Raw genomic sequence first — 17339 nt, 5'->3', positions numbered from 1 at the left:
TGTGCGCCAGCACTCATAACTTAAATTTATGCAACGGAGATCACACAAACGGGGGGTGGGGCGTAGGGGTTGGGAGGATGGAAAGAGGATGTCAAATAAGGAGACTGAGTCACGTTGAACCACTGAAGTCATACCACGAGACATCACCAAAAAGGATGGCAGATATGAATATCAAGACTGGCGCACGCGTTTTCGCATTGTCCGCCCTCGCAGCAATGATGATTTCCGCACCGGCGCTCGCCAAAATTGAAGAAGGCAAACTGGTTATCTGGATTAACGGCGACAAAGGCTATAACGGCCTGGCCGAAGTGGGCAAAAAATTCGAGAAAGACACCGGCATCAAAGTGACCGTAGAGCATCCGGACAAACTGGAAGAGAAATTCCCGCAGGTTGCGGCAACCGGCGACGGCCCGGACATCATCTTCTGGGCGCATGACCGTTTCGGCGGTTACGCGCAGTCTGGCCTGCTGGCTGAAGTCACCCCGGACAAAGCGTTCCAAGACAAACTGTTCCCGTTCACCTGGGATGCCGTTCGCTATAACGGCAAGCTGATCGCGTACCCTGTCGCGGTCGAAGCCCTGTCTCTGATTTACAACAAAGACCTGGTCCCTAACCCACCGAAAACCTGGGAAGAGATCCCGAAACTGGATAAAGAGCTGAAGGCGAAAGGTAAATCTGCTCTGATGTTCAACCTGCAAGAGCCGTACTTCACCTGGCCGCTGATTGCTGCCGACGGCGGTTACGCATTCAAGTTTGAAAACGGCAAATACGACGTGAAAGACGTGGGCGTCGACAGCGCAGGTGCGAAAGCGGGTCTGACCTTCCTGGTTGACCTGATCAAGAACAAACACATGAACGCGGATACCGATTACTCCATCGCGGAAGCGGCGTTCAACAAAGGCGAAACCGCGATGACCATCAACGGTCCGTGGGCCTGGACCAACATCGATAAGAGCAAAATCAACTACGGCGTGACGCTGCTGCCAACCTTCAAAGGCAAGCCGTCTAAACCGTTCGTTGGCGTGCTGAGCGCAGGCATCAACGCTGCCAGCCCGAACAAAGAGCTGGCGAAAGAGTTCCTCGAAAACTACCTGCTGACCGATCAGGGTCTGGATGAAGTGAACAAGGACAAACCGCTGGGCGCCGTCGCGCTGAAATCTTTCCAGGATCAGCTGGCGAAAGACCCACGTATCGCGGCCACCATGGATAACGCCCAGAAAGGCGAAATCATGCCGAACATCCCACAGATGGCCGCATTCTGGTACGCCACCCGTACCGCGGTTATCAACGCTGCAAGCGGTCGCCAGACCGTTGATGCCGCGCTGAAAGATGCTCAGGGCCGTATTACGAAGTAAGCAGAAAAACGGCGGGTGGCGCGTGCGCTTACCCGCCCTACGACTACGGCACGATCCGTAGGTCAGGTAAGCGCACGCGCCACCTGACGATAAGATTCCACCGTTGTAGAGGAAGAACCCCATGGATGTCATTAAAAAGAAACGCTGGTGGCAAAGCGACGCGTTGAAGTGGTCAGCGATCGGTCTGCTATGCCTGCTGGTGGGTTACCTTGTTGTTTTAATGTACGTACAAGGGGAATATCTGTTCGCCATCATGACGCTGATTTTAAGCTCTGCTGGCCTGTATATTTTCGCCAACCGTAAAGCCTACGCCTGGCGCTATGTCTACCCTGGCGTGGCCGGGATGGGGCTGTTTGTCCTGTTCCCGTTGATTTGTACCGTCGCCATTGCGTTTACCAACTACAGCAGCACCAACCAGCTTGCGCAGGAACGCGCGCAGCAGGTCCTGCTGGACCGCTCATACCAGGCAGGCAAGACCTTTAACTTCGGCCTCTATCCTGCAGGCAATGAGTGGAAGTTAGCGCTCACTGATGAAGCAAGCGGGAAATACTATGTCTCTGACGCCTTCAAATTTGGCGGCGAGCAGAAGCTGGCCTTAAAAGAGGCGCAAGCCCTGCCGGAAGGTGAACGTGCCAACCTGCGCGTCATTACCCAGAACCGTCAGGCGCTGACCCAGCTCACCGCCGTGCTGCCGGACGAAAGCAAAGTGATCATGAGCTCGCTGCGCCAGTTCTCAGGCACCCAACCGCTCTATACCCTGGCGGATGACGGCACGCTGACCAACAACCAGAGCGGCGTGAAATATCGTCCGAATAACGACATTGGTTTCTATCAGTCCATTACTGCCGACGGCAAATGGGGTGATGACAAGCTCAGCCCGGGCTATACCGTCACCATCGGCTGGGACAACTTTACCCGCGTGTTTACCGACGAAGGCATTCAGAAACCGTTCTTCGCCATCTTCGTCTGGACGGTGGTCTTCTCCGTACTGACCGTGATCCTCACCGTGGCCGTGGGCATGGTGCTGGCCTGTCTTGTCCAGTGGGAATCCCTGAAGGGCAAAGCGATCTACCGCGTGCTGCTGATTCTGCCGTATGCCGTGCCATCGTTTATCTCGATTCTGATTTTCAAAGGGCTGTTTAACCAGAGCTTCGGTGAAATCAACATGATGCTGAGCGCGCTGTTCGGCATCAAACCGGCCTGGTTCAGCGACCCAACTACCGCCCGCTCGATGATCATCATCGTGAATACCTGGCTGGGCTATCCGTACATGATGATCCTGTGCATGGGGCTGCTGAAGGCCATCCCGGATGACCTGTACGAAGCTTCTGCGATGGACGGTGCGGGCCCGTTCCAGAACTTCTTTAAGATTACGCTGCCGCTGCTCATCAAGCCGCTCACCCCGCTGATGATTGCCAGCTTCGCCTTTAACTTTAACAACTTCGTGCTGATTCAGCTGTTGACCAACGGCGGCCCGGACCGCCTGGGCACCACCACGCCGGCAGGCTATACCGACCTGCTCGTGAGCTACACCTACCGTATCGCCTTCGAAGGCGGCGGCGGTCAGGACTTCGGTCTGGCGGCGGCGATTGCCACCCTGATCTTCCTGCTGGTAGGCGCACTGGCGATAGTGAACCTGAAAGCCACGCGTATGAAATTTGACTAAGGAGGGCACTGAACATGGCTATGGTACAACCCAAATCTCAGAAACTGCGCCTCCTGGCGACGCATTTAGGCCTGCTGATTTTTATCGCGGCGATCATGTTCCCGCTGCTGATGGTAATCGCCATCTCCCTGCGTTCGGGTAACTTCGCCACCGGGAGCCTGATCCCGGACGAAATCTCATGGGAGCACTGGAAGCTCGCGCTGGGCTTCAGCGTGGAGCACGCGGATGGTCGCGTCACGCCGCCGCCGTTCCCGGTGCTGCTGTGGCTGTGGAACTCGGTGAAAATCGCAGGCATTACTGCGATCGGTATCGTAGCGCTGTCCACCACCTGCGCTTACGCCTTTGCCCGTATGCGTTTCCCGGGCAAAGCGACGCTGCTGAAAGGGATGCTGATTTTCCAGATGTTCCCGGCGGTGCTGTCGCTGGTGGCGCTGTACGCCCTGTTTGACCGCCTGGGCCAGTACATTCCGTTTATCGGTCTGAACACCCACGGCGGCGTGATCTTCGCCTACCTTGGCGGTATCGCACTGCATGTGTGGACCATTAAAGGCTATTTCGAAACCATCGACGGTTCGCTGGAAGAAGCGGCCGCGCTGGATGGGGCTACCCCGTGGCAGGCGTTCCGCCTGGTGCTGCTGCCGCTGTCGGTGCCGATTCTAGCGGTGGTGTTTATCCTGTCGTTTATCGCTGCGATCACCGAAGTACCGGTTGCCTCACTGTTACTGCGTGATGTGAACAGCTACACCCTGGCCGTGGGTATGCAGCAATACCTCAACCCGCAAAACTACCTGTGGGGCGACTTTGCCGCGGCGGCCGTACTCTCTGCCATCCCGATTACCGTGGTGTTCCTGCTGGCGCAGCGCTGGCTGGTCAACGGCCTGACGGCGGGCGGTGTGAAAGGTTAAGTTTCATTTTGTTATGCCACTGCAACCCTCAACTTTAGACGTATTGTATTGACCCAACTTGTGACTGTTGTTAGGCGGCCTCCGGGCCGCCATTTTTTTATTCGCGTTTCAGCCGCTTCGAGTTACACAGCCAGAGGGTGATCACCAGCAGCAGGATCGCCGCCGAGTAGATCAGCACGTCGAGCGGGGATTTATGATCGACGATGATCAGCCGCACAATCGCGGTGATCCCGATGTAGACAAAATAACGCAGCGGGAAGTGAAAGCCGGACTGAAAATACTTCACAATCAGGGCGATAAATTCAAAGTAGAGAAAATAGACCACCAGTCCTTCCACCAGCGCATATTTGCTGGTTTGTTCAGGGGCAAACAGCACATCCGCCAGATGCACCGTCTCCTTACCCAAAAAGACGACCAGTATCAGGCCAAGGCTCAACAGACCGAGGTTCAGCACGGTCTGGAGGATAGTTGAGATAAACTCAACGCGCGGGCGAGTCAGGGATGTCATACAGCACCTCATTCTCCAGGGCGAGGTTTCTGTATAACGCAAAAATGTGACGGAGATCTATATTTTTTAATTATGTTTTATGTAGGGAGGTAACCGATGGATCGTAAACCAACCGGGGTTCGCAACGTGACGTGCGGCGACAATGTGACCGTATATGAACCCACTAATCTTTACGACTGTGTACTGGGCAACGGCGTGTTCGTCGGCCCGTTTGTTGAAATTCAGGGCAATTCGCGCATCGGTGACGACAGCAAAATTCAGTCGCACACCTTCATCTGTGAGTATGTGACCATCGGTAAGCGTTGCTTTGTTGGCCATGGCGTGATGTTTGCCAACGATATGTTTCGTGAGGGGAAACCGAACGCCGACCGGACCAGCTGGGGCCACATTACCATCGGAAATGATGTGTCGATTGGCAGCGGTGCCACCATTCTGGCGGTCTCCATTTGCGACGGAGCGGTGATTGGGGCGGGAAGCGTGGTGACAAAATCGATCGTCGAGAAAGGTGTCTATGCCGGGAACCCGGCGAGGCTGCTGCGCCGCTTGTGATTCGCCCGGTGGTGCTGCGCTTACCGGGCCTACAAAAACCGTAGGCCGGGCAAACGCAGTGCCGCCCGGCGTGAAGCATCAGCGGAAGTTAATGTTCTTATCGCTCGTCATGTCGTACAGCTGGAACTTACGTCCAAGCTGCTGACCGCCGTCGCGCGTCAGCGGCGTCCAGCCGATGGCCGCGCGGCTGCGGGTTGGACCGGATGAGAACAGATCCAGCGGAATCGACACGTAAACCCCTTTGGTGAAGTCTCCTTCCCCGTACTCGTCCGGCGAGACGTTGGTAATGGTGGCGTAGCCGCCCACCACGACGCCGCTGTCGAAGTGTTTGGAGATGTCCAGCGTGCCGCCCTTGTCGCCCGCCAGGTACTGGCCGACGCTGGCTTTCACCAGCACGTCAGGCGCGAACGACGGCGTCCAGTAGGCGGTCAGGTGGCCGGTTTTGACGCTGTAGTCGGTGAACTTCATCATGTCCTGGGCGCTGCGCCAGTCACGCTGTTTGACGTAGTTGGCATCAATCCCGAACGCCCAGTTGCTGTCGACAGGACGATAAAGCACTTCTGCCCCCGCGCCGCCGTACATGGTTTCCAGATACCCGCCGTACACCTGGCCGTAAAAGCCGTTGCCGAAGTACTGGAAGTAGTTGGCCTGCAGGTTATTCACGTAGGCATCGTTCTGCACGTACTCACGCACGCGGGTACGCACGCGCGGTAGCGTCGAGTCTTTTGGCGGATTGGTGTAGTTGAACTTGTCGTAGTTGTTGGCGATGTTGCCGAACAGGCTGCCGGTGGTCAGCAGGTGGTCGGTGAGCCACAGATCCGCCGTCGCCATGACGCCCAGCTGATACATGTAGAAGTTTTCCGGCCCGCCGACGGACTGGTTCAGCACCGGATCGATATGGAAATCGAAGCGCGACTTGTCGATATACCAGCCCTGCTCGGTGGTCTCCGGCACGATCGGCTCAACGCGTTTTTGCACCAGCTCGGTTTCATGCCCAAGCGGTTCGCCCTCCAGGTGGCGCTTAAGGCTGGCAACGTCCGTTTCCGTCGTCACCTGCGGCAGGTTGAGACGATTCTCCGTCACGCGGATCGTGCGGATCCCGTCCGGGAGATCGTTCATGATGATCCGGTTGGCGCGCTCGATCCCTTCCCGCGAGTCGCGGTATTTCACCTGCTCGCCGGTGACGTAAAGCGTATCGCCTTTCACCTGAATTTTCGGATCCGCCAGACCGGCATTGTATTTCAGCAGCGTCAGCTGGTTTGCCACCACGGAGTGCTGCAGAATCGCATCCTGCGGCTCCGGCTGGTATGCAGGCCGCGCGTTATCATTGTAGTGCGGCCGCATGTCGTTAAAGTTGGTGCGCAGCGTGAAGCCAAACATCACCGTATTGCCGCGCTCGTAGCTGAGGTTAACGTCGGCCCAGTCGGTGACGCGATAAATGGCGCCGACGTTAAACTTGCTCTTCTGCTCAATCTTCCCGGCGAAGTCCTGCGAGTAGTCATTCCCCTCGTACTCCAGCTTCAGGCGTAATGGCTGCCAGGGCGTCTGATATTCAACGCCGCCAAACAGTGACGCCGGACCGTGGAACATCTGGTCACCGTTGATGGAGCCCGCTTTCTGGTAGCTGTTATCGCGGTAGCAGTATTTATCGCTGTAGGAGCAAAACGGGTTTTTCACGTTGCCGCTGGTGCCGAGATAGCCCCATCCCAGACCGAGTGAGAAATCAAACGGTCCCCAGGCCTTGCTGGCCACGATGTATTCCGCGTCAAACAGGCCGGTACCGCCGATATCTTTGGCACCCACGGAGACCTGCGGCATCCAGTAGCTCTCTTCCCACAGGCGCAGCTTGACGTCGAAGGCTTTATCTTTGTAGGTCTGATCGCCTGAGAACGCCTCGACGCTGCTGTATTGTTTCGTCCGCACGTCGGTATAGCGCAGCGTGGTTTCAAGCCACGGGAACAGCTGCACCGACGCCGAGTAGTAGCGATACTGGTCGTTATCACGGTAGTTAAGGCTAATTTCCCCTTCACGCGCCATACGCGCGGTGGGCGTTTGCAGTAAACCGACGCCGCCGAAGTCTGACTGAGACGGGCCAATGGGTGCCGGATACGTTTCTGCATGGCAGGCGGCACTCACGCAGAGCGCCAGCATGCTGTAGAGATAGGTTCTTTTCATTATTCCGGTATCCGCTGAATCAGGGAGTGAAGGATATCGGCGTTAAGCCCGTCATACGCCTTCGTCCAGAAATGGTCGGCAAAACCGACAAAAATAATACTGCCCGGCATGGGTTCGATATGACGCTTATTCCAGTAAGCGACGGGGGCTTTTTGCGTGTGGCCGTCAGGGTAAACCACCCAGGCATAGCTGTTATCCGCGCCGCTCAGCAGACTCTGCTCGTCGAGATAGCTCGCCACGTCACGACCGGGGGTAAAGGGCTTCTTACCTGGGCTGCTGATAAGCCCCATCACGGTCACCGTCGTCGGCTTCGCCGGAAGCCAGAGCGTATAGTCCCCTTCCAGCGTGGGGTTGCCGTTTTCCGTGACGCGCACGTCATCCGGGTCAAGATTGACGTTCTGTCGGCCCGTCACCTTCAGCGCCTGCAGTTGCTGACGGACGCTATTAATGGCCGCCGCGTCGTCGCCATCTTCCTGTTCCGCGAGTCCCGTTAGCCTGGCAAGAAGCGCCTTGTGCTGCTGTTCCGCTTCCACGGTCTTCTGCCGTTCAGCGATGACCGCGCCTGGCCACCAGCTGTTGGCGAGCCTTGGCTGTCCGACAAGATCGAGCAGGTGTTCGGCGTGGGTTAAGGTTTTGGGTTTTTCACTGTCCGGCGTGTAGACCTTTACTGTCCCGGCGGACCATGCCAGCGGCGCGGCAAAACTGGCGATAAGCGCAACGTGAATGAGCGTTTTCATGATTTCGCCGCCTTGATCAGGGTGGTTTTGACCGGGAAGAAACCGGCACCGAGATACTGTAAGGACTGACGGATCTGCCCTTCCTCGTCGATCCAGAAGCGGTTATGCCAGGTGGCCTGGTCGGTGGTGACCTCTTCATCCAGCACGCGAACCTGCGTTTCGTCGCTGCCGACTTTCACGCTGTCGGTGGCGTCCCAGCGGAAGGTCGAGCGTGCCGTGGCGTAACGCACCTGCTTGTGTTCGGTCCAGCCCATCGTGCGCGTCCAGCCTGCGCCGTCGGCGATCTGGTTCGGCTTGATCAGCGGGTCGTCGGCGATATTATTCACCTCCAGCAGGTTATCGCCGCCCAACAGGGTTTTCACGATACGGCCATGCTGCGTCACGATGGTGGCCTGATCCTGCGTCACCCATTTCTGCTGCCCGTTTTCATCGAAAGCGAGCACCACAAACAGTTGCGGGCCATCGTTAAGCTGCATGTACTGACTGGCATAGGGCATGTTCTGAAGTTCGTCATCGGTCAGATGCACGCCCGGTGTGCCGAACAGGCTTTCCCACAGTGAGTTTCCCAGCCCCTTAGTGGTGGCCGAGCACGCCTGCAGCAGCAGGCAAATCAGAATGATTGCAGGTCGCTTCACGACTCTTCTCCGAAGGGGCGAAATAACCACACCGAAGTGTGGTTATGATTAAAACACCCGCTATTACTGGGTGCTGGTTGTCGTGGTGGTCGTGGTTCCGGTGTTGGAGCCATCACCGCCACCGGTTGCCGCCAGCGCGACACCCACGGCTGAACTTACGGTGCTGGCGCTGGCTGCGGTAGAACTCCCCGCAGACGCAGACGTCGCAGCCGACCCTGCCGCTTCCCCGACCTGAACCGGAGCTGCATAGACAGATGTCGCCGCAAGCGCAGATATGGCAAAAATGCCATACAGTACTTTCTTCATAACAATTTCCCTTCAATGAATGAATGGAGATTTGCCCGAAAAGAATTTCAGGCGGAATCGAGTATACACAACTACTGCCGCGGGTTTGCCGTAAGGGGAAATAGGGAGAGGGTTTTCGGACTAATGGATAAAATCGAAATGAAAGGAAAAACAGGAAAATATATAACCAATAAAAATCAAGAAGTTATAATATAGAGATATTAACTGACTTCTGCGTATTTTCTTAAAATAAACCGCAGCAATTAACGGGTTAAGCGTCTTTTTCGGATTAAACTCAGAACCAGAATTTGAGTTAACTAACAGACATCAGGAATTATCCGATAAAAAAATGCCGGCATTAAGCCGGCACGTTTTCATGACGTTTTAATTACGCACGCCATGCTTTATAACGGTTGATCAAACCATTGGTCGAGCTGTCATGGCTGGTAATCGCTTTATCATCACCCAGCTCTGGCAGAATACGGTTTGCCAGCTGTTTGCCCAGCTCAACGCCCCACTGGTCAAAGGTGAAGATGTTCAGGATCGCGCCCTGCGTGAAGATTTTGTGCTCGTACAGAGCAATCAGCGCACCCAGGCTGAACGGCGTGATTTCGCGCAGCAGGATGGAGTTGGTTGGACGGTTGCCTTCGAACACTTTGAACGGGACAACGTGGTCCAGCGTGGCCGGATCTTTACCCTGGTCGCGGTATTCCTGCTCTACCACCTCGCGGGATTTACCGAACGCCAGCGCTTCGGTCTGAGCGAAGAAGTTAGACAGCAGTTTCGGATGGTGATCGGACAGCGGGTTATGGGTGATAGCCGGGGCGATGAAATCGCACGGTACCATTCTGGTGCCCTGGTGAATCAGCTGGTAGAAAGCATGCTGGCCGTTAGTACCCGGCTCGCCCCAGATGATTGGGCCAGTCTGGTAGTCCACCGCGTTGCCATTACGGTCAACGTATTTACCGTTGGATTCCATGTTGCCCTGCTGGAAGTACGCAGCAAAGCGGTGCATATACTGGTCGTACGGCAGGATCGCTTCGGTTTCAGCGCCGAAGAAGTTGTTGTACCAGATCCCGATCAGCGCCAGCAGTACCGGCAGGTTTTTCTCTGGTGCGGTGGTGGAGAAGTGTTTGTCCATCGCGTGCGCGCCGGAGAGCAGCTCAACGAAGTTGTCGAAGCCCACGGACAGGATGATGGACAGGCCAATTGCAGACCACAGAGAGTAGCGGCCACCAACCCAGTCCCAGAATTCGAACATGTTCGCGGTGTCGATACCGAACTCGCTGACGGCTTTACCGTTGGTAGACAGTGCCGCGAAGTGTTTCGCCACGTGCTTGTTGTCGCCCGCGGTTTTCAGGAACCAGTCGCGCGCGCTGTGGGCGTTGGTCATGGTTTCCTGGGTGGTAAAGGTTTTAGACGCAACCAGGAACAGGGTGGTTTCCGGGTTCACGTTCTTCAGCACTTCGGCGATGTGGGTACCATCGACGTTAGACACAAAGTGCATATTGAGGTGGTTTTTGTACGGACGCAGCGCTTCGGTCACCATGAACGGGCCAAGGTCAGAACCGCCGATACCGATGTTTACCACGTCGGTGATCGCTTTGCCGGTGTAGCCTTTCCAGCTACCGGAGATGATCGCTTCGGAGAAGGTTTTCATCTTTTCCAGCACCGCGTTCACTTCCGGCATAACGTCTTTGCCGTCAACGATGATTGGCGTATTGCTACGGTTACGCAGAGCGACGTGCAGCACGGCACGGTCTTCGGTGCGGTTGATCTTCTCACCGGAGAACATGGATTTGATGGCGTCCGCCAGCTCGGTTTCTTTCGCCAGATCCTGCAGTTTTGCCAGCGTCTCTTCGGTAATGCGGTTTTTAGAGAAATCCACCAGCATCAGGTCGTCGAAAGTCGCGGAGAACTTGTTGAAACGATCGGCATCTTTCGCGAACAGATCCGCGATGGTGACGTCTTTCATTTCATCAAAATGTTTCTGGAGTGCCTGCCAGGCAGCGGTCTGCGTTGGGTTGATGTTTTTCATTAGCAATACTCTTCTGATTTGAGAATTGTGACTGCGGTCGATTGTAGCGCCTGCAAATAAAAATTGTGATGGTTTTTATGCCATTGCCCTGGCCTGCATCAAACACAGGTGAAAAGACCCGAAAAGTATAGCTGCTGAAGCGCCTTCCAGGAGCGGTGAAATGTCGGTCAAAATGCCCTAAAACGGAGCATAAAATCTGGCCCTGTTATAAGTCCTGTTTCTCAGGGGTACCCCCCCATAAAAAATCCGCATAATCCCAGCATTGACAGGACCTCCCCCGCATTTTATTTATAGGGCCGTATTTTGCGCCTGCACCTGTTTTCGTTTCACTCTTGTGCCAAGGTCGCTTATTCATTCCCTGACACGAGGTTGTTATGACGAGTTTTGTGGTCGCCAAATTTGGCGGCACCAGTGTGGCCGATTACGATGCCATGAACCGCAGCGCCGATGTGGTGCTGGCCGATCCGAATACCCGCCTGGTGGTGCTGTCTGCATCTGCCGGCGTGACGAACCTGCTGGTTTCTCTGTCTGAAGGACTGGAAGCGACAGAACGTTTCGTGAAGCTGGATGCACTGCGCAAAATTCAGTTCGACATTCTTGAGCGTCTGCAGAACCCGAACGTCATCCGCGAGGAAGTGGAACGTCTGCTGGAAAACATCACCACCCTGGCAGAAGCCGCCTCGCTGGCCACCTCCACCGCCCTGACCGACGAGCTGGTCAGCCACGGTGAACTGATGTCCACCCTGCTGTTTGTTGAAATCATGCGCGAGCGTAACATTCAGGCGCAGTGGTTTGACGTGCGTAAAGTGATGCGCACCAGCGACCGCTTTGGTCGCGCCGAGCCGGACGTTGAAGCACTGGCCGAGCTGACCAATCAGCAGTTGGCCCCGCGTCTGGCAGACGGCATCGTGATCACCCAGGGCTTTATCGGCAGTGAAGCGAAGGGCCGCACCACCACGCTTGGCCGTGGCGGCAGCGACTACACCGCCGCGCTGCTGGGCGAGGCCCTGCATGCCACGCGCGTGGATATCTGGACTGACGTTCCGGGTATTTACACCACCGACCCGCGCGTCGTTTCTGCGGCGAAACGTATTGATGTGATCGCGTTTGAAGAAGCGGCGGAAATGGCCACCTTCGGCGCGAAAGTGCTGCACCCGGCAACGCTGCTGCCTGCTGTGCGCAGCGATATTCCGGTCTTTGTCGGCTCCAGTAAAGATCCAAAAGCCGGCGGGACGCTGGTCTGCAAGAAAACGGAAAACCCGCCGCTGTTCCGCGCCCTGGCCCTGCGCCGTCGCCAGACGCTGGTCACCCTGCACAGCCACAATATGCTGCACTCCCGCGGTTTCCTGGCGGAAGTGTTTGGCATTCTGGCACGCCACAATATCTCCGTGGATCTGATCACCACCTCTGAAGTGAGCATTGCGCTGACGCTGGACACCACCGGTTCTACCTCAACCGGTGATACCCTGCTGACGCAGTCGCTGCTGATTGAGCTGTCTGAGCTGTGCCGCGTGGAAGTCGAAGAAGACCTGGCGCTGGTTGCCATCATCGGTAACAAGCTGTCACGCGCCTGCGGCGTGGGCAAAGAGGTGTTTGGCGTGCTCGACCCGTTCAACATCCGCATGATTTGCTACGGTGCGTCCAGCTATAACCTCTGCTTCCTGGTGCCAGCCGATCAGGCCGAGCAGGTGGTGCAGAAACTTCATCAGAATTTGTTTGAATAAAATTCGTTAGCACGATAAATAATACCTATAAGCCGGGCACAGACCCGGCTTTTTTATAACTAAACAACACGACAATACTGCAAGGAATCCATTATGTTATCCGCTATTACGCGGCTCTTCCCGTTATGGGCGCTGCTGCTCTCCGTACTCGCGTATTACACGCCCACCACGTTCACCGGTATTGGTCCGTGGGTCACCACGCTGCTGATGCTGATCATGTTCGGTATGGGCGTGCATCTGAAAGTCGACGACTTCAAACGCGTGCTGTCTCGCCCTGCGCCCGTCGCGGCAGGAATATTTCTGCACTACCTGGTGATGCCGCTCGCGGCGTGGCTGCTGGCGATGGCCTTTAAGATGCCGCCCGACCTTTCCGCCGGGATGGTGCTGGTGGGCAGCGTGGCCAGCGGCACGGCGTCCAACGTCATGATCTATCTGGCGAAAGGCGACGTGGCGCTCTCCGTCACTATCTCGTCCGTCTCTACGCTGGTGGGCGTGATTGCCACGCCGCTGTTAACCCGCCTGTACGTGGATGCGCATATTCAGGTGGACGTGATGGGTATGCTGCTGAGCATTCTGCAAATCGTGGTGATCCCGATTGCGCTGGGGCTGGTCATTCACCATCTTTTCCCGCGCGTGGTGAAGGCCGTTGAGCCATACCTGCCCGCATTTTCGATGGTCTGTATTCTGGCCATCATCAGCGCCGTGGTGGCGGGCTCCGCCTCGCACATTGCTTCCGTAGGCTTTGTGGTGATCGTCGCGGTGGTGCTGCATAACACCATTGGCCTGCTGGGCGGCTACTGGGGCGGGAAACTGTTTGGCTTCGACGAATCGACCTGCCGCACGCTGGCAATCGAGGTAGGGATGCAGAACTCCGGCCTGGCGGCGGCGCTCGGTAAAATCTACTTCTCGCCGCTGGCGGCCCTGCCGGGTGCGCTGTTCTCCGTCTGGCATAACCTCTCCGGCTCGCTGCTGGCGGGCTACTGGTCCGGCAAACCGATTGAGGAACAAACGAAAAAAGATGCGGTGAAGCAGGGTTAATTGACTCAGCTTGCTTTACACTGAAGCCTCTCTCTCAGGAGGCTTCAGCAATGGCGACACCACGTTTGACCCAGAAAGACATGACGGAAGCCGAGCAGCGCGAACTGAAAACGCTTCTCGACCGCGCCCGCATCGCGCATGGCCGTACGCTGACCAACGCCGAAACCAATCAGGTGAAAAAAGAGTACATCGACAAACTGATGGCGCAGCGTGACGCCGAGGCGAAAAAAGCCCGCAAACTGAAAAAGCAGCAGGCTTACAAGCCGGATACCGAAACGACCTTTTCCTGGTCGGCCAATACCTCTACCCGTGGAAGGCGCTAGCTAGCGCCCTTTCTTTTTACGGCCAGGCTGGGTAAATCGCTTCCCGTTGCCCGGTTTGCCGCGTCCTTTCTCTTCCGCCTGCGGTGCCTTCACGACCGGACGTTTAATCGCCTGGGTTTTCGGTTTTGCTTTGGCCTTCGGCTTCGCTTCGGACGAGGAGTTCTCGATAAGCTTGAACAGCTCGATCAGTTCGTCGTCCGTTAAGTCGCGCCATTCGCCCAGCGGAATGCCAGTCAGGCTGACGTTCATGATGCGCGTGCGCTCCAGCTTCGTCACTTCATAACCGAAGTACTCGCACATGCGGCGGATCTGGCGGTTTAAGCCCTGCACAAGGGTAATACGGAACGCGAACGGCGCTTCTTTTTTCACCTTACACTTTTTCGTAACGGTACCGAGGATCGGCACACCGGCGCCCATACCGCGAATAAAGTCGTCCGTGACCGGCTTATTTACCGTCACAATGTACTCTTTCTCGTGATCGTTACCGGCACGCAGGATCTTATTGACCAGATCGCCGTGGTTAGTGAGGAAAATCAGCCCCTGAGAGTCTTTATCCAGACGGCCAATCGGGAAGATACGGCTGCTGTGGTTCACGAAATCAACGATGTTGTCCCGCTCGCCATCTTCCGTGGTGCTGACAATCCCAACCGGTTTGTTCAACGCGATAAACACCAGGTCTTCGGCATCACGCGGTTCGATGAGCTGACCATTCACTTTAACCACATCGCCAGGCATCACCTGGTCACCAATCGTGGCGCGTTTGCCGTTGAGGAACACATTACCTTGTTCAATGTAACGGTCCGCCTCGCGACGTGAGCAGATCCCGCTCTCGCTAATGTATTTGTTTAATCGGGTTGATTGAGTTGGCAGCATAGTTTCTCCTGTGAAGGGCGAAATATACCTTAGGTATGGACTGGAAAAAAAGATTAGCCGACGGTAACTGAGACGGGTTTTTTAGTTTGCGAGACGCTTTCAGGATTTTGCATCCTGTCATTTACCCATGTGTTCAAGCCTTTTAGTTTTACTCTCCATGGAGAAGTATTTGTAGTTTATAAATCACAGGGAGTAATATGAAGGAGATTGTTCAGACAGAATCCTTCCGACGCTGGGAGCAAAACTTAAAAGATCGACGAGCGAAGACCATTATCGCTTCCCGCCTCTTTCGGTTGGCAAATGGCTTAGCGGGCGACGTTAAACCCGTGGGAGAAGGTATAAGTGAGCTAAGGATCCACTTTGGTCCGGGCTACAGAATCTATTTTAAAGACCAGGGCAATTACATCATCGTGCTGTTATGTGGTGGTGACAAAAGCAGCCAGGCCAGAGACATACTGATGGCAAAAATGCTGAGCAATGTATCCCAATGGCAGGAGTGAATGAGCATGCATAAATTAACACCTTACGATCCCGCCAACGCGTTGGTGGATGACGAGGAAATCGCCGTGTTTATCGCTGATGCACTAGAAACAGGCGACTCGACATATATCGCTAAAGCCCTTGGTGTTGTCGCGCGAGCCAAAGGCATGTCGAACATTTCACAGCAAACCGGTTTATCACGTGAGCAGCTTTATCGGTCATTCAGTGATAAAGGAAACCCAACGCTCAAAACCACGCTCGCGGTCATGAAAGCATTGGGTTTTGGGCTAACACTCAAACACGCCGGGGATTAATACTCATCCCGCTGGTCATCTTCATCCGGCTGTTCCATCACGCTGTACGCCACGGCACAGAACAACGAGTTGAGGCGCTTCATATCCCCCAGCAGTCCCAGGTGGAGTGAGCTGGTTTCGATACTTTGCACGTTTTGCTGATGCAGACGCTCAACGTGGGCGTGCGAGTAGCGGCGGTTAAGAATGCGGAATCGATGCTTGTTGCGGCGCAGGCGGCGCGCGCTCGGGACGTCGCTGGAAAAGAAGACCAGCATCGCCAGCTTCAGGTTACTGACCAGCTGCTCGTGCAGCGCTTCCAGCTCCTTCAGGCCTTCAACGGAGAACGCCCGGCGTGCGGCCAGCGACTTATCGGCGATCTCGCTGCCCATGCGCTCAACGATATCGGAGGCCTGCTCAAGGTTGAGCGACATCTCAATGATTTCCGCCCAGCGGCGGGACTCCTCCTCCGCCAGCTCGTCCTGCGGCATGCGCGCCAGGTAGAGCTTAATGGCGGTATAGAGCACGTTGATATCGTCCGCCAGTCTGCGCAGCTCTTTCTCCTCCCGCGGCTCGCCGTGCATTACCTTTTGCAGGCCTTCGAGCATGGTCTCCATCGCGTCGCCCATGCGCAGCGTCTCGCGCGCGGCATTCGCCAGCGCCAGCGCCGGGGTGTCCAGCGCGGAGGTATCCAGGTGCTTCGGCTTCAGGCGCGCATCCAGCTCCGGTTCGTCCTGAATGAGTCGTTCGCAGAAGCGGGCCATCGACCCGGCAAAAGGGATCATCGCCAGGCAGCGCACCAGGTTGTAGAACACGTGGAAATAGATCACCAGCTCCGCCTTCGGCAGCGGGAGGTTGTCCATCAGGTTCGCCAGCGGATGGATAAAGGGCAGGATAATCAGGCTGCCCACCAGCTTAAACAGCAGGCTACCGAGTGCCACGCGGCGGGCGGCAGCATTGGCGGCGCTGTTATTGAGCATCGCCAGCAGGCCAGAGCCGAGGTTGGCACCGATCACCAGACACAGCGCGACCGGGAAGGAGATCGCCCCGGCGGCGGTGAGCGTGGCCGTCAACAGCACGGCGGCCAGGCTGGAGTAGCTGACGATGGCAAACACCGCGCCAATCAGCGCGTCAAGCATGATGTCCCCGGTCAGGGAAGCGAAGATGACCTGAACGCCGTTGGCCTCAGTAATCGGGGTGACCGCCTGCACAATCAGCTCCAGCGCCAGCAGAATCAGCCCCAGGCCAATGCCCACGCGTCCAAGCTGGCCGGCCCGCGTCTGTTTGCGGCCGAGGAAGAAGATGACGCCGACAAAAATCAGCAGCGGCGACAGCCAGGAGAGGTCAAACGTCAGGATACGCGCCATCAGCGCGGTACCCACATCAGCCCCCAGCACAATGACCAGCGCCGGGGCCAGCGCCACCAGATCCTGCGCCACAAAGGAGGTGACAAGCAGGGTTGTGGCGTTGCTGCTCTGAACCAGTGCCGTTACGCCAATGCCCGCGCAGAAGGCGAGCGGCTTCTTCTCAACGCTACTGCTGAGAACGGTACGTAAACGGGCGCCAAAAACGCGCATCACGCCGGTACGGACGATATGGGTGCCCCATACGAGCAGTGCAACTGCAGAGAGCAGATGTAACAGGGTCAGCACGGAAGGTCTTCCTCCTTATCATTATTCGTTTTCCATAGGTTTAGTATAAGGGGTTAAGCGTAAGAAAGAGACAAGGCACCCTTGAGGTGCCTTGTTTGTTGTAAGG

17 protein-coding genes are annotated in these 17339 nt (G+C 56.2%); 9 read left to right on the top strand and 8 right to left on the bottom strand.

The genetic code is table 11. The annotated features are described in order from the left end of the window. Window positions 1-164: 164 nt before the first annotated feature. The 3 genes from malE (at window position 165) to malG (ending at window position 3926) form a co-directional block, all read left to right on the top strand. A complete protein-coding gene (gene malE, locus ACMGGQ_RS22435) occupies window positions 165-1355 on the top strand; it encodes a maltose/maltodextrin ABC transporter substrate-binding protein MalE (protein WP_045909150.1) in 1191 nt (396 codons plus the stop codon). A 121-nt stretch (window positions 1356-1476) separates the two neighbouring features. Next, window positions 1477-3021: a maltose ABC transporter permease MalF gene (gene malF, locus ACMGGQ_RS22430; protein WP_048030187.1), complete on the top strand. Its 1545-nt coding sequence runs from the start codon at window positions 1477-1479 to the stop codon at window positions 3019-3021. A 14-nt stretch (window positions 3022-3035) separates the two neighbouring features. Further along, entirely contained in the window at window positions 3036-3926 is an 891-nt protein-coding gene (malG, locus tag ACMGGQ_RS22425) for a maltose ABC transporter permease MalG (RefSeq protein ID WP_008500077.1), read from the top strand. A 97-nt stretch (window positions 3927-4023) separates the two neighbouring features. Here the strand turns inward: malG and psiE are convergent, their stop codons facing one another. Next, a complete protein-coding gene (psiE, locus tag ACMGGQ_RS22420; protein ID WP_000202963.1) occupies window positions 4024-4434 on the bottom strand; it encodes a phosphate-starvation-inducible protein PsiE in 411 nt (136 codons plus the stop codon). 96 nt (window positions 4435-4530) lie between these two features. On the opposite strand from psiE, the gene ACMGGQ_RS22415 reads away from it, so the two are divergent. After that, the gene (locus tag ACMGGQ_RS22415; protein WP_028015127.1) at window positions 4531-4983 is read left to right on the top strand and encodes an acyltransferase; all 453 of its coding nucleotides are present in this window, start codon (window positions 4531-4533) and stop codon (window positions 4981-4983) included. A gap of 78 nt (window positions 4984-5061) precedes the next feature. Here ACMGGQ_RS22415 and ACMGGQ_RS22410 read toward each other — a convergent pair whose 3' ends face one another. The 5 genes from ACMGGQ_RS22410 to pgi form a co-directional block, all read right to left on the bottom strand. Then, the gene (locus ACMGGQ_RS22410; protein WP_023345255.1) at window positions 5062-7158 is read right to left on the bottom strand and encodes a YjbH domain-containing protein; all 2097 of its coding nucleotides are present in this window, start codon (window positions 7156-7158) and stop codon (window positions 5062-5064) included. Next, window positions 7158-7895, bottom strand: coding sequence for a capsule biosynthesis GfcC D2 domain-containing protein (locus ACMGGQ_RS22405; RefSeq protein WP_045909148.1), 738 nt, complete (start codon window positions 7893-7895; stop codon window positions 7158-7160). Before ACMGGQ_RS22405 ends, ACMGGQ_RS22410 begins: the two co-directional genes overlap by 1 nt. Further along, complete coding sequence (locus ACMGGQ_RS22400) at window positions 7892-8530, bottom strand: YjbF family lipoprotein (protein WP_420290523.1); 639 nt, start codon at window positions 8528-8530, stop codon at window positions 7892-7894. The genes ACMGGQ_RS22405 and ACMGGQ_RS22400 overlap by 4 nt, the downstream gene beginning before the upstream one ends. Window positions 8531-8593: 63 nt before the next feature. Further along, window positions 8594-8836, bottom strand: a complete 243-nt coding sequence (gene yjbE / locus ACMGGQ_RS22395; RefSeq protein ID WP_008503423.1) for an exopolysaccharide production protein YjbE — start codon at window positions 8834-8836, stop codon at window positions 8594-8596. 367 nt (window positions 8837-9203) lie between these two features. After that, window positions 9204-10853 carry a glucose-6-phosphate isomerase gene (gene pgi, locus ACMGGQ_RS22390; protein WP_420290522.1) on the bottom strand — a complete coding sequence of 550 codons (1650 nt, stop codon included), beginning with the start codon at window positions 10851-10853 and terminating at the stop codon, window positions 9204-9206. Window positions 10854-11227: 374 nt separating this feature from the next. Between pgi and lysC the strand changes: the two genes are divergently transcribed. From lysC to ACMGGQ_RS22375, 3 genes are all read left to right on the top strand, one after another. Further along, on the top strand, window positions 11228-12577 hold the full coding sequence (gene lysC, locus ACMGGQ_RS22385; RefSeq protein ID WP_045909145.1) for a lysine-sensitive aspartokinase 3: 1350 nt from the start codon (window positions 11228-11230) through the stop codon (window positions 12575-12577). 93 nt (window positions 12578-12670) lie between these two features. Beyond that, window positions 12671-13615: a ketopantoate/pantoate/pantothenate transporter PanS gene (gene panS / locus ACMGGQ_RS22380; RefSeq protein WP_045909140.1), complete on the top strand. Its 945-nt coding sequence runs from the start codon at window positions 12671-12673 to the stop codon at window positions 13613-13615. A 50-nt stretch (window positions 13616-13665) separates the two neighbouring features. Continuing rightward, window positions 13666-13938, top strand: a complete 273-nt coding sequence (locus tag ACMGGQ_RS22375; protein ID WP_014830263.1) for a DUF3811 domain-containing protein — start codon at window positions 13666-13668, stop codon at window positions 13936-13938. Here ACMGGQ_RS22375 and rluF read toward each other — a convergent pair whose 3' ends face one another. Then, window positions 13939-14811 carry a 23S rRNA pseudouridine(2604) synthase RluF gene (gene rluF / locus ACMGGQ_RS22370; RefSeq protein WP_023293552.1) on the bottom strand — a complete coding sequence of 291 codons (873 nt, stop codon included), beginning with the start codon at window positions 14809-14811 and terminating at the stop codon, window positions 13939-13941. A gap of 197 nt (window positions 14812-15008) precedes the next feature. Here rluF and ACMGGQ_RS22365 point away from each other — a divergent pair, with 197 nt between their 5' ends. After that, window positions 15009-15311: a type II toxin-antitoxin system RelE/ParE family toxin gene (locus tag ACMGGQ_RS22365; protein WP_023293553.1), complete on the top strand. Its 303-nt coding sequence runs from the start codon at window positions 15009-15011 to the stop codon at window positions 15309-15311. Window positions 15312-15317: 6 nt separating this feature from the next. Next, window positions 15318-15605: an addiction module antidote protein gene (locus tag ACMGGQ_RS22360; protein WP_021242718.1), complete on the top strand. Its 288-nt coding sequence runs from the start codon at window positions 15318-15320 to the stop codon at window positions 15603-15605. Here the strand turns inward: ACMGGQ_RS22360 and ACMGGQ_RS22355 are convergent. Continuing rightward, on the bottom strand, window positions 15602-17233 hold the full coding sequence (locus ACMGGQ_RS22355) for a Na/Pi cotransporter family protein (RefSeq protein ID WP_048226411.1): 1632 nt from the start codon (window positions 17231-17233) through the stop codon (window positions 15602-15604). The two genes, ACMGGQ_RS22360 and ACMGGQ_RS22355, sit on opposite strands and share 4 nt — an antisense overlap. Between the last annotated feature and the right edge of the window lie 106 nt (window positions 17234-17339).

It is taken from the genome of Enterobacter sp. BNK-13, assembly GCF_048685015.1.
GTDB classification, from domain to species: Bacteria; Pseudomonadota; Gammaproteobacteria; order Enterobacterales; family Enterobacteriaceae; genus Enterobacter; species Enterobacter quasiroggenkampii.
Note: the sequence above shows the minus strand (reverse complement) of the source record. Positions and strands in the feature narration are given on the sequence as shown.

Coding starts and splice junctions, on each gene's coding strand:
- malE (WP_045909150.1), top strand. CDS start 165: ATGAATATCAAGACTGGCGCACGCGTTTTCGCATTGTCCGCCCTCGCA.
- malF (WP_048030187.1), top strand. CDS start 1,477: ATGGATGTCATTAAAAAGAAACGCTGGTGGCAAAGCGACGCGTTGAAG.
- malG (WP_008500077.1), top strand. CDS start 3,036: ATGGCTATGGTACAACCCAAATCTCAGAAACTGCGCCTCCTGGCGACG.
- psiE (WP_000202963.1), bottom strand. CDS start 4,434: ATGACATCCCTGACTCGCCCGCGCGTTGAGTTTATCTCAACTATCCTC.
- ACMGGQ_RS22415 (WP_028015127.1), top strand. CDS start 4,531: ATGGATCGTAAACCAACCGGGGTTCGCAACGTGACGTGCGGCGACAAT.
- ACMGGQ_RS22410 (WP_023345255.1), bottom strand. CDS start 7,158: ATGAAAAGAACCTATCTCTACAGCATGCTGGCGCTCTGCGTGAGTGCC.
- ACMGGQ_RS22405 (WP_045909148.1), bottom strand. CDS start 7,895: ATGAAAACGCTCATTCACGTTGCGCTTATCGCCAGTTTTGCCGCGCCG.
- yjbE (WP_008503423.1), bottom strand. CDS start 8,836: ATGAAGAAAGTACTGTATGGCATTTTTGCCATATCTGCGCTTGCGGCG.
- pgi (WP_420290522.1), bottom strand. CDS start 10,853: ATGAAAAACATCAACCCAACGCAGACCGCTGCCTGGCAGGCACTCCAG.
- lysC (WP_045909145.1), top strand. CDS start 11,228: ATGACGAGTTTTGTGGTCGCCAAATTTGGCGGCACCAGTGTGGCCGAT.
- panS (WP_045909140.1), top strand. CDS start 12,671: ATGTTATCCGCTATTACGCGGCTCTTCCCGTTATGGGCGCTGCTGCTC.
- ACMGGQ_RS22375 (WP_014830263.1), top strand. CDS start 13,666: ATGGCGACACCACGTTTGACCCAGAAAGACATGACGGAAGCCGAGCAG.
- rluF (WP_023293552.1), bottom strand. CDS start 14,811: ATGCTGCCAACTCAATCAACCCGATTAAACAAATACATTAGCGAGAGC.
- ACMGGQ_RS22365 (WP_023293553.1), top strand. CDS start 15,009: ATGAAGGAGATTGTTCAGACAGAATCCTTCCGACGCTGGGAGCAAAAC.
- ACMGGQ_RS22360 (WP_021242718.1), top strand. CDS start 15,318: ATGCATAAATTAACACCTTACGATCCCGCCAACGCGTTGGTGGATGAC.